General features: G+C 45.1%; 14 protein-coding genes, 1 tRNA gene and 1 other annotated feature. Of the genes, 10 read left to right on the top strand and 5 right to left on the bottom strand.

Going from position 1 to position 17,592, the window contains the following annotated elements; all coding sequences use genetic code 11:
* Positions 1–120: 120 nt before the first annotated feature.
* Positions 121–822: an alpha/beta fold hydrolase gene (locus tag LA20533_RS04300; RefSeq protein WP_056945744.1), complete on the bottom strand. Its 702-nt coding sequence runs from the start codon at positions 820–822 to the stop codon at positions 121–123.
* A 264-nt stretch (positions 823–1,086) separates the two neighbouring features.
* Between LA20533_RS04300 and cbpB the strand changes: the two genes are divergently transcribed.
* The 3 genes from cbpB to LA20533_RS04285 all read left to right on the top strand — a co-directional run bounded on the left by cbpB (position 1,087) and on the right by LA20533_RS04285 (position 4,913).
* Complete coding sequence (gene cbpB, locus LA20533_RS04295; protein ID WP_056945743.1) at positions 1,087–1,608, top strand: cyclic-di-AMP-binding protein CbpB; 522 nt, start codon at positions 1,087–1,089, stop codon at positions 1,606–1,608.
* Between the two features lie 146 nt (positions 1,609–1,754).
* Complete coding sequence (locus tag LA20533_RS04290) at positions 1,755–3,605, top strand: heavy metal translocating P-type ATPase (RefSeq protein ID WP_054746061.1); 1,851 nt, start codon at positions 1,755–1,757, stop codon at positions 3,603–3,605.
* A gap of 56 nt (positions 3,606–3,661) precedes the next feature.
* Positions 3,662–3,714 (top strand) — a sequence feature (sodium ion sensor (DUF1646 type); this cis-regulatory element may regulate processes involved in with the transportation of sodium ions).
* Positions 3,715–3,764: 50 nt separating this feature from the next.
* Positions 3,765–4,913: a cation:proton antiporter gene (locus LA20533_RS04285; RefSeq protein ID WP_056945742.1), complete on the top strand. Its 1,149-nt coding sequence runs from the start codon at positions 3,765–3,767 to the stop codon at positions 4,911–4,913.
* A 47-nt stretch (positions 4,914–4,960) separates the two neighbouring features.
* Here LA20533_RS04285 and LA20533_RS08705 read toward each other — a convergent pair whose 3' ends face one another.
* A complete protein-coding gene (locus LA20533_RS08705) occupies positions 4,961–5,719 on the bottom strand; it encodes a hypothetical protein (protein WP_075362798.1) in 759 nt (252 codons plus the stop codon).
* 29 nt (positions 5,720–5,748) lie between these two features.
* Positions 5,749–6,408 carry a CPBP family intramembrane glutamic endopeptidase gene (locus tag LA20533_RS04275; RefSeq protein WP_056945741.1) on the bottom strand — a complete coding sequence of 220 codons (660 nt, stop codon included), beginning with the start codon at positions 6,406–6,408 and terminating at the stop codon, positions 5,749–5,751.
* 98 nt (positions 6,409–6,506) lie between these two features.
* On the opposite strand from LA20533_RS04275, the gene LA20533_RS04270 reads away from it, so the two are divergent.
* Positions 6,507–7,610 (top strand): YdcF family protein, encoded by a 1,104-nt coding sequence (locus LA20533_RS04270; protein ID WP_082611520.1) that lies wholly within the window; start codon positions 6,507–6,509, stop codon positions 7,608–7,610.
* Positions 7,611–7,719: 109 nt separating this feature from the next.
* Positions 7,720–10,047: an ABC transporter ATP-binding protein/permease gene (locus LA20533_RS04265; protein ID WP_056945740.1), complete on the top strand. Its 2,328-nt coding sequence runs from the start codon at positions 7,720–7,722 to the stop codon at positions 10,045–10,047.
* A 54-nt stretch (positions 10,048–10,101) separates the two neighbouring features.
* On the opposite strand, the gene LA20533_RS04260 is transcribed toward LA20533_RS04265, so the two are convergent.
* The gene (locus LA20533_RS04260; protein WP_054746065.1) at positions 10,102–10,773 is read right to left on the bottom strand and encodes a 2,3-bisphosphoglycerate-dependent phosphoglycerate mutase; all 672 of its coding nucleotides are present in this window, start codon (positions 10,771–10,773) and stop codon (positions 10,102–10,104) included.
* Positions 10,774–10,863: 90 nt separating this feature from the next.
* Positions 10,864–12,261: a cation:dicarboxylate symporter family transporter gene (locus tag LA20533_RS04255; protein ID WP_056945739.1), complete on the bottom strand. Its 1,398-nt coding sequence runs from the start codon at positions 12,259–12,261 to the stop codon at positions 10,864–10,866.
* 326 nt (positions 12,262–12,587) lie between these two features.
* Between LA20533_RS04255 and LA20533_RS04250 the strand changes: the two genes are divergently transcribed.
* The 5 genes from LA20533_RS04250 to LA20533_RS04230 all read left to right on the top strand — a co-directional run bounded on the left by LA20533_RS04250 (position 12,588) and on the right by LA20533_RS04230 (position 17,592).
* Positions 12,588–12,660, top strand: a tRNA-Ala gene (locus LA20533_RS04250).
* A gap of 234 nt (positions 12,661–12,894) precedes the next feature.
* Complete coding sequence (nagB, locus tag LA20533_RS04245) at positions 12,895–13,605, top strand: glucosamine-6-phosphate deaminase (RefSeq protein WP_054746066.1); 711 nt, start codon at positions 12,895–12,897, stop codon at positions 13,603–13,605.
* A gap of 311 nt (positions 13,606–13,916) precedes the next feature.
* The gene (locus tag LA20533_RS04240; protein ID WP_054746067.1) at positions 13,917–15,551 is read left to right on the top strand and encodes a peptide ABC transporter substrate-binding protein; all 1,635 of its coding nucleotides are present in this window, start codon (positions 13,917–13,919) and stop codon (positions 15,549–15,551) included.
* 92 nt (positions 15,552–15,643) lie between these two features.
* Positions 15,644–16,567 carry an oligopeptide ABC transporter permease gene (gene opp3b / locus LA20533_RS04235; RefSeq protein WP_054746068.1) on the top strand — a complete coding sequence of 308 codons (924 nt, stop codon included), beginning with the start codon at positions 15,644–15,646 and terminating at the stop codon, positions 16,565–16,567.
* Positions 16,567–17,592: an ABC transporter permease gene (locus LA20533_RS04230; protein ID WP_056945738.1), complete on the top strand. Its 1,026-nt coding sequence runs from the start codon at positions 16,567–16,569 to the stop codon at positions 17,590–17,592. Before opp3b ends, LA20533_RS04230 begins: the two co-directional genes overlap by 1 nt.

Here is a 17,592-nt window from a genome sequence, read left to right as displayed (position 1 = left end):
TATCCCACCCCAGGATGGGAATCGATTGCTTACAATCTCATTGCTTACAATCTATCATATCGTGTAACCGATTACAAGAGTTTTGACTGACAACTGTAGTTACTTAAATCGAAATCTGTATCAGTGGAACAGAAATTGGGCGATATCCCGATCCACCTGGGGATTCTGGTGCAGGGCACTGTGGTAGGCGGTGAGCGGGGAACCGGTGATCGTGATCAGCTTGGTCTGGGGAACGGTCTTGGCAAAATGCTGGACGAAAGCCAGCGGTACCTGCCAGTCACTGCGGGTGCCCCAAATATTGCCGCCGATGGCCAACATGGCAATGTTCTTGGGAAAATCGGCCAGATTGCTATCAGCCCGGGCGCCGCCGGAGGCAATGTTCACAAAGCGGACCACCGCCGGCTGCTGGGCGGTGGTCGGCTGGGTAATGTAACGGGTGGCTAGAAAACCGCCCATGGAGTGGCCAACTAAGTTGATTTGGTGCACCCCGTAATCGGTGTAGAGTTTGGTCATGATGCGGTGCAATTGGGTCGTCTGTTTCTCTGGATTGCGGGCATCCGCAAAAATGATATTGATCAGCAGATTGCGCTGGTTCAGGGCCGCCCGGCGGGTAATGGCCAGGTGGCCATTCATGCTGAAGTTGATGGTCATGGCATCAGTGGCGATGCCGTAGCGGGCGAAGCGCTGAATCATGGGCGAAAATGTCCAAGAGTTGCTGTCATAACCGGGAATGAATACCGTGGCGATATCTGTTTGCCGGACGGTCAGGTGGCGAATGGCGTTGAGCTGGCTTTGCCACCACACGGTGCTGCCGATTGCCATGGCGCTGAGGACACCAGCGGTCCAACCGACCACTCGCGGCCATCGGCTATGCGTTTTTTGGTCATGGGCCGATCCCTTCTTTCTGTTCCTATTGTACGATGTTGGGCTGCCTGGAGGTATTCTGGCGCTTATTCGACCAGTATTTTTATTCACAATCAGTACAGTAAACTAATTAATTTAGTTTAAATAACCGCGGTTAATTTTGCCTTTCGTCTCTTACTAGGTATACTGAAATTAGTGAGTAGTAGAGAAAGGAAGATATCCATGTTTTCCCCAGAAGTTGAACAACTAATCAAAGAAAAAGCAGGTGATTTCATCATTCCGGCATGCAAAATAGCGATTGTCCAAGATGATAATCCGCTAATGCACGCTTTTTTAATCCTAACGAAAGTGCGTTACGCTAAGATTCCGGTACTTGACTCCGATTCAAGAATAGTTGGACTACTGAGTCTCGCAATGATTACTGATCCGATGTTAACGACGCAAAAAGTTGATACAGACGTGCTCAACACTATGACCGTGCGCGATGTCATGCAAACTGAGTTCGACAAAATCCTGGTGACTGAAACACTGGAACACGAGCTGCACCTTCTAGTTGATAATGCCTTCTTACCGGTAGTGGATGAAAATCAGGTCTTTCAAGGAATCCTCACCCGGCGGGAACTAATCAAGTCGTTCAATTATGTCGCCCACGAACTCGATGAACATTATGCTGTAACACCAAAAACCGTTACCTTAGAACACCAAGCAACTCATTCCCAGAAGCAAAATATCTCGGTAATTTAGAACCGTTATACATTATTTTTATTAAAGATAACGCCTTATATCATGCAGATTAAGGCATGCTTTTGTAATTAAATGTAACGATTATTGTTTAACTTTAAAACGTTTCCATGTTACAATGTGAGCATAAAGAAAGGAATGTAATTGTTATGAAACATCAATGGAAGTTGTATATCACCCTCGCCGTTGGGTTGATTTCATTAGTTCTTCAATTCATTTTCCACCTGCCGCTCGCGGCCCAAGTACTCATTACCGTCGCCGGTTCCATCATGGCTGTTTCCATGATTATCGAGATGGTGCAGACCATCCGCTCCGGACGGTATGGCGTGGACGCACTAGCCATTATGGCGATTGTGGCTACAATGCTTGTTGGCCAATACTGGGCAAGTTGGATGATTCTCGTAATGCTCACGGGCGGTGACTCGCTGGAAGATTACGCTGCATCACAAGCGGGGAAGGAGTTGAAAACTCTGCTAGAAAACTCCCCTCAAATTGCCCATAAAGTAGCAGCAAACGGTACTTTGGTTGATGTCAAAGTCGATGATTTAGCGATCAATGACCAAGTGGTGGTCAAGCCTGGTGGAGTTGTTCCTGTTGACGGCGTCATCCTAGAGGGTTCGTCGAGCTTTGACGAATCAACCTTAACCGGCGAGTCCGTCCCAGTAGAGAAGACAGTTGACGACCAATTAATGTCCGGTTCCATCAACGGCAACGCCTCAATTACCATGCGCGTTCAAAAGGTCGCGGCAGATAGCCAGTATCAGGCGATTGTACACCTCGTCCAAACCTCTGAGGCCCAGCCAGCTAAGTTCGTGCGGATGGCTGACCGTTATGCAGTTCCATTTACCATTATTTCACTGATTATCGCAGGTACCGCCTGGATTATCTCTGGTGATCCGGTACGTTTTGCCGAGGTCCTCGTCGTCGCTTCGCCTTGTCCATTAATCCTCGCCGCACCCGTAGCTCTCGTTGCCGGCATGAGTCGGATGAGCAAGAACAACATCGTCGTCAAATCGGGTACCGCACTTGAGAAGCTGGCGCTCGCCAAAACCTTTGCTTTTGACAAAACGGGCACGTTAACGCGCAACCAACTGCAAATCAGCACCATTACGCCAGTTGAAGGGGTAGACAAGCACGAACTTCAGCTACTGGCCGCTAGCGCAGAGCAGGAGTCGGGCCACATCATCGCCCGTTCACTTGTCGCCGGGACAGAACACAGTGAGTTAATAGAGATGTCTGACCTAAGAGAGGTTACAGGTGAAGGAATTGAGGCGCAGGTTCAAGGTAAGTTAATTAAAGTAGGTAAGCTAAACTTCGTTGATCCCAGCGTTCCACCGTTTAAACTCGATAAAACCGGAGTTTTCGTTTCGATTAATGGCCACTATGCAGGTTCAATCACCTTCGAAGATACAATCCGTGAAGAGTCGGCACAAACCGTTACTCGCCTCCGCGAACAAGGAATTAATCATATCATGATGCTCACTGGTGACCACGAAAAGGTTGCCCGTGCCGTTGCAGATCGGGTTGGCGTCGACGATGTGAAATTCGATTGCCTACCGGAACAGAAAATTCAGTATATTAAAGGTGTCGCCAAAGACTTGCATCCAGTTGTAATGGTCGGGGACGGCGTTAACGATGCACCAAGTCTTTCAGCCGCCGATGTCGGAATCGCAATGGGTGCAACTGGCGCAACTGCTGCGAGTGAGAGTGCCGACGCAGTCATATTGGTTGACGACCTCTCGCGCGTTAACCGCGCCGTGGATATCTCAAAACGTACAATGAAAATTGCCAGAAACGATGTGCTGACTGGAATTGTTATCCTAGTAGTCTTGATGCTAATTGCCGCATTCGGCTTCATTCCCGCCCTATTTGGAGCTATTCTTCAAGAAGTCGTGGACACAACAACGATTTTGTTAGCCCTCTTGGCCAAAATCGAGCCCAAGAAAGATCGCATCATTCGTGAGCAAAGTGAGCAGCTAACGAAGCACGCCCTCAGTTAACAAAATTGTTCATTTGCCCAATTTTTTGGTATAATTATTTCCATTAGAAATCAAACGGTTGGGGTAATTAAACTGCCTTCAAGAATCCGACTTACCTGGGTGGGTAGGTTATCTTGAAGGTATTTTTTTGTCTTAATTAAACAAAGGGGTAGTATTTACATGGAATTTATCGGCAGCTTAATCGTCATCTTGCTCACCACCAGTCTCTTAGGCCAAATCTTCGTCCGCCTGAACCTACCGGCCGTGATCGGTCAATTGTTGGCGGGTATTATCTTAGGACCAGCCTTACTCGGTTTCATCAAACCCGGGGAGACCATTGACTTGTTCGCCGAATTAGGAGTCATCCTACTCATGTTCCTCGCGGGAATCGAAAGCGACCTTGGCCTACTGAAAAAGTTCTTTAAGCCGAGCATGACCGTTGCCCTACTTGGCGTGCTTTTCCCAGTCGTATTCATCGGTATCGCAACCTCCCTCTTCGGCATGAACCTCCTAGAAAGTCTGTTCATCGGGATTGTCTTCGCCGCGACCAGCGTTTCCATCTCAGTTGAGGTATTGAAAGACTTCGACGAGATGAGTAGTAAGTCCGGAACCACCATTTTAGGTGCTGCCGTCGTCGACGATATTCTCGCGGTCATCGTTCTCAGTCTCTTCACGACATTCTCCCACGAGGGCAGCTCAGGGCCAACAGACAGCCTACTTTTCAATACAATCCTCGAAATCACCTACTTCATTGTTGTCTGGTTCATCTTCAAGTTTGTCGCGCCATACGTGATGCGGTGGGCAGAGCGCCTCGAACTGGACTTTTCTGTGGTGATTGCATCCCTCATCCTCGCATTTGGCATGGCATTCGCCGCAGATTTAGTCGGCCTCAGCGCCGTCGTGGGTGCCTTCTTCGGTGGTCTGGCTATCCGGCAGACTCCACAATTCAAGGAGGTTCAAAATGCCGTTAGTGCGATTGGCTACTCCGTTTTCATCCCCGTCTTCTTCACGTCAATTGGCCTGTCGATGACCTTCACAGGTATCGGCAAGAATATCTGGCTGATTGTTCTCCTGAGCGTACTTGCATTATTAACAAAGTTCTATGGTGGCACAATCGGTGCTCAACTGTTTAAATTCTCGAAGCGTGACGCAAACGTTGTTGGTAGTGGGATGATTTCTCGTGGCGAAATGGCTTTAATCATCGCTCAAATCGGGATTGGTGCTCACCTCTTTCCGCAATCTGTCTACTCGAGCGTGATTATCGTTATTATCTTAACCACGCTGCTTTCTCCGTTTATCATGAATTATTTCATCAAAAAAGAGGCGTAATAGCCAACAAAAAAACGAGGGGGGTTCATCCTCGTTTTTTTGTTATTCTATTTAACGACCGTGTATTCATCAATCGTCTTTCCATTTTGATCTTTCAACACGAGCCAGCTGTTGGTCCCGGCAAAGTATAAAAAGAGGCTCACCTCGTTCACGCTCTTCAGGATGATGTCTTCGGTGGTTACCAAATTCATAAACTTATCCCGCTGCTCATCACGGAGCTTCTCGCCCATTCGTTGGTTCAGCCCAATACTACCATCCTTATTCAATGGGGCCTTAGCCAGCATCGTAGCGCCCTTCTTGATGACCATCTCATTTCTTTTTCGCCACACAATGGTAGCACGACTACCGAAATCATCAACATAAAACGGAATTTCACTTACCGCTTTATTCCAGCGATGCTGTGCCTTCAGCGGTTTCTTCTTCACCGGAATGAAATGGAGCCCAAAGTGGGTTAGAACCAAAACGAATTGCGCCACTACCACTTTCACGTTTTCAGCCAAATTTGTCGGAATTTTGATTCGCTCGGCATTGATGCTTGCTGTCTTAACGCCCTTTTCGTCCAGCAGACGAGTCAATTGTTCACGGACATGGACCGGCTCCAGCTCTTTTGGGTAAAACCTGACAATCAGGTCAGCACCCTTAACACCCCTGGTGCCAATTGCGGTCACCTTGCCATTGAGAAAGGAAATAACTACCGGAGCGTCCGCCAACTCGGGCGCCTTATCCTCAGTTTGGATTACTATTTTGCCTAGAACATCATTTACAATCGTCGTCAGATTGTCCTCGATGGTTACTTGTAGTTGCATCTGCTTAACTCCTTTAACTAGTTAATTACTTAAATCACGGATAACGCATTGTTGAAGATATGTACAGCCATCCCATACCGTAAATCTTTGGTGAAGATATAGACGCTCATGAGCACGATACCCATGCCCCAATAAATTAGGAGATATGCACTCAACCGCGGCTCGTGCAACAAGCCAAAGACTAATCCACCAACGATGATTGCCGCAATCTTGCTCAAGACCGTATTGGCCTTGAAGAAGGTGTTAACTAAGTAGCCACGAAAAATAATTTCTTCAATCACCGGGGCAACGAAAGCAATCAGTACCTTAAATAGGGTATTCTGATTCGTAGCGAGCTGATTCAATTCGGCCTGGTTCTCCGGTTGTTGGCCCCCAAATGAGCTAACAAAGATCATCTGGATGACAAGCATCATTACAATGCCTAATAATGTAACGAAAATACGACGCCATTTGAAGTGTGGTTTTTGGTCGAAGCCTTGCGGATTAGCCCGTTTCAACTGGGCGCGATACACGGCCCACATGACGGCGATTAAGGCAACAGTCAGTAACACGATTAAGATGACCTCACCCCAATATGCACCAGATTTAACGTCATCACTTAGGAGATAGAGCATTTGGAGTAGTGAATACAAGCCAAAGGCAAGCAAGATAATTCCTGTATTTGCAATTATTTCCAGAAATTTTTTCATTATGAGTCTCCTTTTTTGATATGCTAAGTATAACACGCATAAAATAATGGTAATAACGAAACATTCACCACACAATTCTTTTCGGCAGAGGGGTAACCATGTTCAATTTACAGGACTTCAATTACAACGTCCTTCTTAACCAAATCTACGAAAACGCGCTGCTATTAGTCACCACTCTCATGCTTGTCAGCTTCGGCGTATTTCTCATCACATGGCTGCGCGAACCCCGTAGGTTAGTAAATGGAAGTTTGTTCACTATTTTCTTTCTGATTTTCTTATTATGGTTGGCAGTCCTCATCTTTGCCACCAAGAATCAAGCACTCATCACTACTGCAGGCTTCACATTTATCGCACTAGTCTTCATCATCTTCTTCGCCCTAGCCCTCTCGTGGATATTCCTCCTCTGGAATGCCTACATTGTCTGGAAACGCGAGAGCCATGGGCTCCAGAATTCGCTCACGTTATTATTGGGACTTTTATTGCTCATCGGCTGGGTGATTAGTATTTTCAACCTCAATAACGGCTTTCCAGAATGGTTGGCCGCGTTACTTTCGGTTACACCGCTCATCGCGCTTTACTTGGGCTTTACCCTATTTAATTACCTCGTTAATCTACTTCTCTACCAATTCTTTCCAAAACGCTACCGCCAGGATTATCTCATTGTGCTTGGCGCAGGATTAATTGAAGGTCAAACTGTAACGCCGCTTCTAGCAAACAGAATTAATCGTGCCTTAAAATACCGAAATAAGCAGGTTAAAAAGGGTCGCAAGGCTCCTAAGCTAATTATGTCCGGTGGTCAAGGGCCCGACGAACTAATCCCGGAGGCCCGCGCAATGGCTAATTACGCCATTATGCAGGGTGTCGAACCCTCGGCTATCATTATCGAGGATCAAAGCAAGAACACATTCCAGAATATGCAGTTTTCGAAGCAAATCGCTATTGAAGACGCCGCTGACCAAAGGCCCTCTATTGCTTTTGTCACAAATAATTACCACACTTTCCGCGCAGGTTTAGTTGCTAAGCGGGCCGGTCTGAGAGCTAACGGAATTGGCGCTAAGACCCGCTTCTACTTTCTTCCAAATGCCACGCTGCGCGAATTTGCCGCAGTGATGATGCTCCACAAGAAACGGCACGGCATCGTCATTGGTTTGCTATTACTATTGGCTGTCTTCATGAGCATAATGAGCTTCTTCGTGATTTAACCAGCTAAAATTATTGCTTTTTTCTTAAATAACACTCTTACCTTAACCAAAAATCAAAATACTGCTATGATAGTTATCATGATAAATTTGCATCTCAAAGGAGAGAACAATGCTCGAACTAAAGCACCTGAAGAAATATTATCGAGTTGGAGACTCAACAACTAAAGCCCTGGACGACGTCTCTATCTCTTTCCGTGAGAAGGAGTTCGTTGCTATTCTTGGTCCAAGTGGCTCTGGTAAAACTACTATGCTAAACGTGATTGGTGGCCTTGACCGGTACGATACCGGGGACATGATCATTAATGGTAAATCGACCAAGAATTTCAAAGATACCGACTGGGACGCCTACAGGAATAACTCCATTGGCTTTATCTTTCAGAACTACAACCTCATTGGACACCTCGGGATCATCGCAAATGTCGAACTCGGCATGACCCTGAGTGGCGTATCTAAAGAAGAACGCCACCAAAAAGCTGTTGACGCTCTCCAAAAAGTCGGGCTTGGCGACCACATGAATAAGAAACCCAACCAACTTTCTGGTGGTCAGATGCAACGTGTAGCAATTGCGCGGGCAATTGCAAACGACCCGGACATCTTACTCTGTGATGAGCCCACGGGAGCGCTAGATACTGAAACCTCCGTTCAAATCATGGATTTAATTCAAGATCTTGCGAAAGAAAAGCTCGTCATCATGGTCACACACAACCCTGAGCTCGCTGAAGAATATGCCGATCGACTCGTTCGGTTCGAAGATGGCCAAATCAAGAGTGACTCAAACCCGCACCAGGAGCACCCTAAAGGGGATTTGTTTAACCTCAATCACACCAAGATGACCTTCATGAACGCCCTCAAGCTCTCGTTCACTAACATCATGACGAAAAAAGGGCGGACTTTTCTAACAGCCTTTGCCTCGAGTATTGGGATTATCGGTATTGCAATAGTGCTATCACTCTCTAACGGTTTCCAAAAACAAATCGACTCGACCCAAACCGAGACCCTGGCTAAGTTTCCGGTGACCATCTCTCAACAAGCAACAGACCAGAGTAACGTGGAAACTAGGCAACCAAGCACAAAAAACGTGAAAAATAAAGGTTACCTGATCGCCAAGCAAGATGCGATGGAGAAGGCCGTTCACATCAATAAAATCAACCAGGATTTCGTTGATTATGTTAACAAAATCAATCCTAAGTACAGCAATAACATTGGTTACACTCGCATGACCGGCATGAACCTCTTGCGTGATGTTTCAGGCAAGGTGCAACCGGTTAAGTTCTCAAATGCCGCACAGAATTATACTGATTATGCTAGTCAGATGTCCTCAATGACCGGTGTCGGCGTTTCCGTCTTTCCTACCCAGCTCTCTGATGAAAATACGAATTTCTTACAGGATAACTACGCAGCTCTCGCCGGGACGTATCCCAAATCAGCCAACGAGGTTGTCCTAATCCTAGACCACGATAACTCCACAAACATTAACGCGCTGAAGAATCTGGGCTTCAACTATCGAGACGGAGCAAAGGTGGATTTCGACAAGGTAGTCGGGACCACCGTCAAAGTCGTGAATAATGATAGTTATTACCAACAGTTGCCAACCGGCGGCTTCATGCCAAAGACCGACTATGATCAAATGTACAATGATGCTACGATGACCATCAAGGTGGTTGGTGTTTTGCGGGCAAAGGAAAGCTCTAACATGGGGCTCCTCGCGCCAGGTATTGCCTATAGTGACAAATTGAGTCAAGAAATTATCAAGGCCAACAAAGACTCTAAGATTGTTACCACCCAGAAGGCGTCGGACAAGAACGTGATGACGGGTGAAACCCTTACCAGCACAGAGAAAGATGGCTTTGTTGCCATGCTCGGTGGTAGCTCCCTACCAGCAAGCATCATGATTTATCCCAACAGTTTCGAGGATAAGGAAGAAGTCCTCGACTACCTGGATGCATACAATAAGGGCAAATCAAAGGCTGACAAAATTATTTATTCTGATCTTTCTGGTACCGTTACCCAACTTACAGGCGGCTTACTCGACGCAATCACTTATGTATTGGTAGCTTTCGCCGCTATCTCGCTCGTTACCAGCATGATTATGATTGGTATTTTAACCTACACCAGCGTCCTAGAACGGACCAAGGAAATTGGTGTATTAAAGGCTTTAGGTGCCCGTAAAAAGGATATCACTCGGGTCTTCGATGCCGAAACAACCATTCTCGGTGTTGGATCCGGAATCCTCGGAATCATCATTGCCTATCTTCTGACTCTTCCAATCAACAGTCTGCTTTACTCACTAACAGAACTAGATAACGTGGCTCAGTTGAACCCCGTTCATGCCGTGGTTCTGGTGATTGTCAGCACCGTACTCACAATCATTGGTGGCCATTTACCGGCAAGAATGGCCTCGAAGAAGGATGCCGCAATTGCGCTCCGCTCAGAATAATTATTTCTAAATAAAATTAAGGTCTTCAGTCGCTATGGCTGAAGACCTTTTTGCTTACAAAATAATTTTATGTTTGATAGTTAATTCTGGTGTGAGCTCGTACACAAGAGGTTCGGCGTTTTGAATCTCAATTTCACTAGAACCCTGATCGGAGACGCGCTCCAAGTACTTCACGATTAAACGCAGTGAACTACCGTGCGCGACAATCAACTGGTCTTCCCCACGTCTGAGGTGGGGCGCTATCTGGTCCGCATAATAAGGTAAAATTCGCCGATAGGACATGGCTAGACTCTCACCTCGCGGCATAATACTCTGGTCCAACAGATCATAACGCCGCTCCACGTCGGCCTTTTGCAGTAACGGCGGCACTTCATTGAAATCGCGCCGCCAGCGCTGAACCTGTTCCGCACCGAAATCTGCCCGTGCCTTGTCCTTATTGATTCCGCGCAGTGCGCCGTAGTGACGCTCGTTCAACCGCCAAGTTTTCTGGATAGGTAAATAGAGCCAGTCATTGATGTCCATGATGATATTCGCCGTTTTGATAGCTCGCTTCAACACCGAAGTGTGTACCATTGTCGGGCTGAAATCAAGCTGTCTTAAGAGATTACCCGCATGCTCTGCCTGCGTGATCCCTTTCTCACTCAGGTCAACATCATTCCACCCAGTAAATGTATTACTGGCGTTAGCCAGGCTTTCTCCGTGGCGCACAATCACTAATTTCGGCACAATATCATCTCTCATCCATTTGAATATCTTTAATTATAGCAAAAGACCATAATAAAAACTGTACTCAAGAAAAAGTACAGTTTCGGTTAATTAATTCTCAGTAACGTTAATTGTATCGCTCTGATCAGTAAAGACTTCTTTATCCCACAAGTCGGTCTTCTTTGCCGTGATAATCCCAGCAAGGATACTGTCGTTCACGTTTACTGCGGTTCTCATCATGTCAATGATCGGGTCAATTGCAATAATCACACCCATCAATGTAATAGGTAAGTTCAGGGCACCAAGGACAATGAGCGAACTGAAGATTGCACCGCCACCAACACCAGCGACACCAAATGAGGAGACAGTCACAATCAACAATAATGTGATAATAAACTGCGCAGAGAATACGTTGACACCATTCGTTGCTGCAATCAGCGTCGCAACCATCGCCGGATAGACACCGGCACAGCCATTTTGCCCCATGGTTAAACCAAAGCTGCCGGCAAAATTAGCAACTGAGCTTGCCACCCCAAGTGATTTAGTTTGAACCTCGATGTTTAATGGTAGCGTCCCTGCGCTACTGCGAGATGTAAATGCAAAAGCAAGTGCAGGCCAAGCTTTTTTGAAATACGTTACGGGATTAATACCGTGCACCAGCAAGATTGCTGTGTGCATGAGCAACACCAGTATCAAGGCAAAGTAGGCTGCAATGATGAAAACCCCGAGCTTCAGCAGGTCCTGCGCACTGGCAGTGGCGGTCGCTTTAATCATCAGGGCAAAGACACCATATGGCGTCAGCCTCAAGACCATTTTCAAAATGCGCATCACTAGCTCACTCAAGAGCTCGATTAACCGCGTGAACCGGGCAGCCAACTCGACCTTTTTTTTCTTCATCCGTAGGAAGACCAGTCCCACCATGATTGAGAAAATCACAACGGCAATCGTGCTTGTTGGCCTAGTGCCAGCAAAGTCGGCAAATATATTATTGGGCAGGAAACTGACAAGTTGCTGCGGCAGAGTCTGATCTGCTACCGTTGCCTGGCTGGATCTCAGTCCGGCAAGCGCAGATTTATCCGCCGTTAAGCCTTTAAGAAACGTTCCTGTTTGTAACTTAAACAAAAAGACCGATAGGACACCAAACAAAGCCGCCACCGCTGTGGTACTAAAGAGAATACCTAACACGTTGGACGCGATTCTTCTCAGCTTTGTGGTCACTTCTAACCGCGTGAACGCACTAATCAGGGAAACACTGATCAAGGGGATTACGAGCATTTTCAGTAACGAGACGTAGCCCGTACCAACTATGTTGATCCAATCAACTGCGGTCGTAGTCACATAACTTTTGACACCAAAGAGGGCCTGGATCAATACACCAACCATAATTCCCCCAAACAAGCCGATAAGAATTAATTTGTTAAAATTAACTTTATGACTCTGCATTCTTTGCAGGCAGAATAAGGCTGCAAAGACAACTAATAAAATTCCAATAACAATTATATTTTCCATGAATTCTCCTAAATTTTGTAAAAAAATAGTCGTCGACTAGAAACACTAATCAACGACGGCAAAAACTACAAAGACAAGTTGTGGGCTTATTCCCTTTAAACTAAAGAGAAAGCCAATTATTGAGCATACATTGACACCCAAAACAACCTGGACTTTGCATTCCGTCGTTGGTTAATGGTTTACAACACATCCGTTTTGAGTTCATATCAACACGCTCCTTTTATTTGTCAAACTTTTCTAAGCTTAGTGTTATTCGTTTAATTTGTCAATTTTTTCACGAAAAATTTTAGACACCATTTTTAAAAGTGCTATAATTATTTTGTATCGGGCTTTTAGCTCAGTTGGGAGAGCGCTTGCTTCGCATGCAAGAGGTCAGCGGTTCAAATCCGCTAAGGTCCATTCAATAGATTACTGAAGTATCTTATTTCAGAATTTTATTATCTGCTAAATACACTTTCTGACGTGTATCGCTATATTTTTGAATCTCAGTTCAATTCAGCCTCCAGTATGGGGCTGAATTTTTTTGCTTTAATTTTCCTTTAGTTAATATATTCACCCAGAATTCAGGCAGTTCCATTGACATTTCGACCAAATCGCGTTACATTGGACTAGACCAAACAAGGAGGCAGAAAAGTGAATATTATTGTAGTTAAAGACAACGCCGCTGGTGGTAAAAAGGCGTTCGAAATTATCAAAAATGGCATCGAAAATGGTGCAAAAGTACTGGGACTTGCGACAGGTTCAACCCCAATTTCACTCTATAACGAAATGATTGCAAATGACCTTGATTTCTCCGACATCACTTCGGTTAACCTAGACGAATATGTTGGCCTGGGCGAAGATGATGACCAGAGCTACCGTTATTTCATGAATGAGCACCTCTTCAACAAGAAACCATTTAAGGAAACTTTCGTCCCCGATGGTAAGAATCCTAACGCAGAAGAAGAAACTGCTCGTTACGAAAAGATCGTTGATGAACACCCCATCGATATCCAAATTCTAGGAATTGGCGTTAACGGCCACATTGGCTTCAATGAGCCCGGTTCCCCATTAGATGGTACGACCTCAAAGGTTGCCCTTACCCAAAGTACTATTGATGCAAACGCCCGCTTCTTTGCTAACGAGGATGATGTACCTCGCTTCGCATACTCGATGGGTATCGGTAGTATCATGAAGGGTAAGAAGATTGTCCTGATGGCCTACGGCGAGAACAAAGCAGATGCTGTGAAGGAAATGGTTGAAGGACCTGTAACCACCCACCTACCTGCTTCAGCACTTCAGAATCACACTGATGTGACAATCATCGTTGACGAGGCAGCAGCAAGTAAGTTGAGCAACAAATAAAGTTCAAATAAATTAGCCAACCATACAACTTTTGGTTGGCTTTTTATATTCCACGGTAAATAACGAAGTATACTTTATAAGTATTACTTTAAAAATATCTGTCTTTATGAGTTCACTCTAATTTACGCAGATTACCCGCTTACCTACCTCTTATTCTATTTTTGAATACAAAATAAAACTTTATTATATTAGCAGTATTATCGCCTAGAAATCGAATCTAAAGATATTTACAAAAATTAATGGTTAAGCCTTTACTTTAACTCTATTCTCATGTTAAACTGCGAACACACACATAACGGAGGTATAATTCAGTGAAAAAGAAACGTCTAGCACTTTTTGGTTTAGTTACTGTTGCTGCAACGCTTGCCTTAACCGCCTGCTCTAATGGTGGAAGTTCAGCCAGCAACTCAGATAAACAAGTATGGCGCCGCATGGAAGGTGATATCATTGCTTCCATGGATTCTTCTACAATCACCGATGCAATCGCAGGTCAAGCATTAGTTGACACAATGGATGGATTGTACCGTTACCAAGGTAGCAAGTTACAAGCTGCCGTAGCTGAGAAAGTGGTTGAACCTACCAATGATGGTTTGACTTATACTTTCAAATTGAAGGACACTAAGTGGAGTAACGGAGATGATGTTACTGCCGCAGACTTCGTCTATGCTTGGAAACGAGCAGTAGATCCTGCAACTAAGTCCCAATACGCCTACCTATATAGTGGCGTCAAGAACGCCGATGATATTATGGCCGGCAAGAAAAAGGCTGATACACTAGGTGTCGAAGCTAAAGATGACCACACATTTGTTGTTAACTTAGAACGCCCTGTACCATATTTTGGCACAATGCTTGTTAACCCTGTATTCTTCCCACTCAACCAAAAGGTTGTTGAGAAATACGGTGATAAGTATGGTACTCAAAGTAAGTACCTCGTCTTCAACGGCCCATTCAAGCTAACTGGCTGGAATGGTACCAACAACAAATGGAAAGAAGTTAAGAATAAATCTTACTGGAACGCTAAGAAGGTTAAACTTGACGAAATCCAAGTCCAAGTAATTAAGAGTGCCGACACAGCATTAAGCTTATTCCAAAGCGGTAAGATCGATGACGTTTCAATTTCAGGCGAAACTGCTGCTCAGATGAAGGGTGATGCAAGTTACGTACCACAGAAGCAATCAACAATTGCTTACCTTTCCCTCAACCAACAGAAGATTCCAGCATTAAAGAACCAGAAGATTCGTCAAGCAATCTCAATGGCAATTAACAGAAAAGAATTTGTGACTGACGTCTTAGCAGACGGTTCACTACCTGCTAGCTCAATGGTTCCAGATGGTCTTGCCGCTAACGAAGATACAGGCAAAGACTTCTTAAAGGAAACCAAGGTTGGCGACAAGTACACCAAGTATAACTCTAAGAAGGCAGGTCAACTCTTTACGGAAGGTTTGAAAGAAGTTGGTCAAAGTAGCTTAACCCTTGAATTATTAGGTGATGATACTGACGGTGCCAAGAAGTCACAAGAATATCTTCAAAGTACTCTTGAGAAGAACTTGCCTAACCTGAAGGTTAACCTGGCTAGCGTACCATTCAAGACGAGACTCTCTCGTTCAGAAACACAACAGTTTGATATGGTAATTTCACTTTGGGGTGCTGACTTCCCAGACCCAATTACTTTCTTAGACTTATTTACAACAGACAGCTCATACAACGATGGTAAGTGGAGTAACGCTGAATACGACAAGTTGATCACAGACAGCGAGACTACTAATGCAACCGACCCTGCTAAACGTTGGCAGAACCTGCTTGACGCAAGCGACGTTCTCGCAACTGACATGGGTGTCGTTCCATTGTATCAACGTGTACAAGCTCACCTTGTAAATCAAAAAGTGAAGAACTTATACTACAGTCCTGCTAACAACTATAACTTTGTAGGCACATATCTAAAATAAAGACAAAATGATATAATGCAATAATCACTACTTAGCAGTGGGAGTCCGATTGGATGAACGCTGCTTTATTACGTTAGAAAGGATTTGGTAAAATGCTCAAATACATCTTGAAACGCCTTGCCTACATGGTTTTAACGCTTTTCATCATCGCATCAGTAACCTTCTTCTTGATGAAGTTGTTACCTGGTACGCCGTTTAATAACCCCCAAATTCCCGCAGAACAAGTAGCCATCTTGAAGAAACAATATGGACTTGATTTGCCGGTTTGGCAACAATACCTCAACTACATGTCTGGAATGATTAGAGGGGACTTTGGTAATTCCTACCAATATAATCAATCTGTTTCATACCTTATCGGTACTAGAATTGCTCCTTCCATTCAGCTTGGTGTCCAAGCGATGGTCGTGGGGACAATTCTCGGAATCCTCCTCGGTGCGGTTGCCGCAATGAGAAAGAATACTTGGGTTGATTCAACTGCAACCATCTTCGCCATCCTTGGTCGCTCAATCCCGAACTTCGTCTTTGCTGCCTTGTTGCAGTTCTGGCTTGCTTTTCGTTTCCAAATGTTCCCAATCGCCGGTTGGGACGGGTTCAGTAGTAGTATTTTACCAACACTGGCGCTCTCAATGGCACCGCTGGCGAATACTGCGCGTTTCATGAGAACCGAAATGGTCGATGTCCTCTCTAGTGACTACGTTGAATTAGCACGGGCCAAAGGTCTCTCACAACGCTCCGTCGTGCGTAAACACGCATTCAGAAATTCTATGATTCCAATTATCACAATCATTGGTCCAATGACAGTCGATTTGATGGTTGGCTCACTGGTTGTGGAGAATGTCTTCTCCATTCCTGGTATTGGTGAACAATTCGTTAAATCAATTACAACTAATGACTACCCCGTGATTATGGGACTAACAATCATGTACTCAGCAATGCTTGTTGTCGTAATATTAGTCGTCGACATCCTGTACGGTTTGATCGATCCAAGAATTAGATTAAATGAGGAGGCAAACTAATGGCTGATAGTAAAATTACTGCAGATAAATTCAAATTAGTGGGTACTCACGAGAATCATGATGATCGTGAGAAAATTGCAGCACCTTCTCTGACATTTACCCAAGATGCTTTTCGGCGCCTCAAGAAGAACAAGGCTGCCATGATCTCATTGGTCGTCCTAACCTTGATGGTTCTCATCTCAATTATCTCCCTCTTCTGGCTACCAAGCGATCCAAACGCGGCGAATCCCGCATTCAAGAACCTCGCTCCAAAGATCGGCAATTTAAATATTCCCGGTTTCAATGGCTTCTGGAAAACAATCTCAGGTGTGAGTGTAGATACTTACGCCAATGCTAAGGTGCCTGATGGCACCTGGTATATCTTCGGTACCGATTATCTGGGCCGCGACCTGTTCTCTAGAACTATTGTCGGCATTCGGGTATCCCTGTTCATCGCCTTCATGGCCACTCTATTCGACCTTTCGATCGGTGTCCTTTACGGCATTATTTCTGGTTGGCGCGGTGGCAGAACCGATACCATCATGCAACGTGTGATTGAAATTATCTCGTCAATTCCTAACCTGGTAGTAATCATCCTGATGATGCTTGTGTTGAAACCCGGTATGACTTCAATCATCCTCGCCATTGCCATCACCGGCTGGATTACAATGGCCCGTCTAGTTCGGGCACAGACCCTGCAACTAAAGGACCAAGAATTTATTTTAGCTGCAAGAACGTTAGGTGAGAAATCAAGTAAGATTGCCTTCAAACACCTGATTCCAAACCTCAGTTCAGTCATCATTATCCAAACCATGTTCACAATTCCATCAGCCATTTTCTTCGAAGCATTCTTGAGCTACATTGGTATCGGAATCCCAGCTCCTACCGCATCACTTGGTACGCTGCTCTCCGATGGTCAAAAAATGTTCAGATTCTTCTCGTTTGAACTCTGGATTCCAGCTGTATTCATTGTGGTGATTATGTTAGCATTCAACTTACTTGCTGACGGGCTACGTGATGCATTCGATCCAAAGACAATGAATTAA

The sequence above is a fragment of the Amylolactobacillus amylophilus DSM 20533 = JCM 1125 genome, from assembly GCF_001936335.1.
GTDB lineage: Bacteria > Bacillota > Bacilli > Lactobacillales > Lactobacillaceae > Amylolactobacillus > Amylolactobacillus amylophilus.
This window is presented reverse-complemented; position numbering and strand designations above follow the sequence as displayed.

What these genes read in the sequence shown, in the direction of transcription:
- LA20533_RS04300 (WP_056945744.1), bottom strand. Translation starts at nt 822, where the DNA reads ATGGCAATCGGCAGCACCGTGTGGTGGCAAAGCCAGCTCAACGCCATT.
- cbpB (WP_056945743.1), top strand. Translation starts at nt 1,087, where the DNA reads ATGTTTTCCCCAGAAGTTGAACAACTAATCAAAGAAAAAGCAGGTGAT.
- LA20533_RS04290 (WP_054746061.1), top strand. Translation starts at nt 1,755, where the DNA reads ATGAAACATCAATGGAAGTTGTATATCACCCTCGCCGTTGGGTTGATT.
- LA20533_RS04285 (WP_056945742.1), top strand. Translation starts at nt 3,765, where the DNA reads ATGGAATTTATCGGCAGCTTAATCGTCATCTTGCTCACCACCAGTCTC.
- LA20533_RS08705 (WP_075362798.1), bottom strand. Translation starts at nt 5,719, where the DNA reads ATGCAACTACAAGTAACCATCGAGGACAATCTGACGACGATTGTAAAT.
- LA20533_RS04275 (WP_056945741.1), bottom strand. Translation starts at nt 6,408, where the DNA reads ATGAAAAAATTTCTGGAAATAATTGCAAATACAGGAATTATCTTGCTT.
- LA20533_RS04270 (WP_082611520.1), top strand. Translation starts at nt 6,507, where the DNA reads ATGTTCAATTTACAGGACTTCAATTACAACGTCCTTCTTAACCAAATC.
- LA20533_RS04265 (WP_056945740.1), top strand. Translation starts at nt 7,720, where the DNA reads ATGCTCGAACTAAAGCACCTGAAGAAATATTATCGAGTTGGAGACTCA.
- LA20533_RS04255 (WP_056945739.1), bottom strand. Translation starts at nt 12,261, where the DNA reads ATGGAAAATATAATTGTTATTGGAATTTTATTAGTTGTCTTTGCAGCC.
- opp3b (WP_054746068.1), top strand. Translation starts at nt 15,644, where the DNA reads ATGCTCAAATACATCTTGAAACGCCTTGCCTACATGGTTTTAACGCTT.
- LA20533_RS04230 (WP_056945738.1), top strand. Translation starts at nt 16,567, where the DNA reads ATGGCTGATAGTAAAATTACTGCAGATAAATTCAAATTAGTGGGTACT.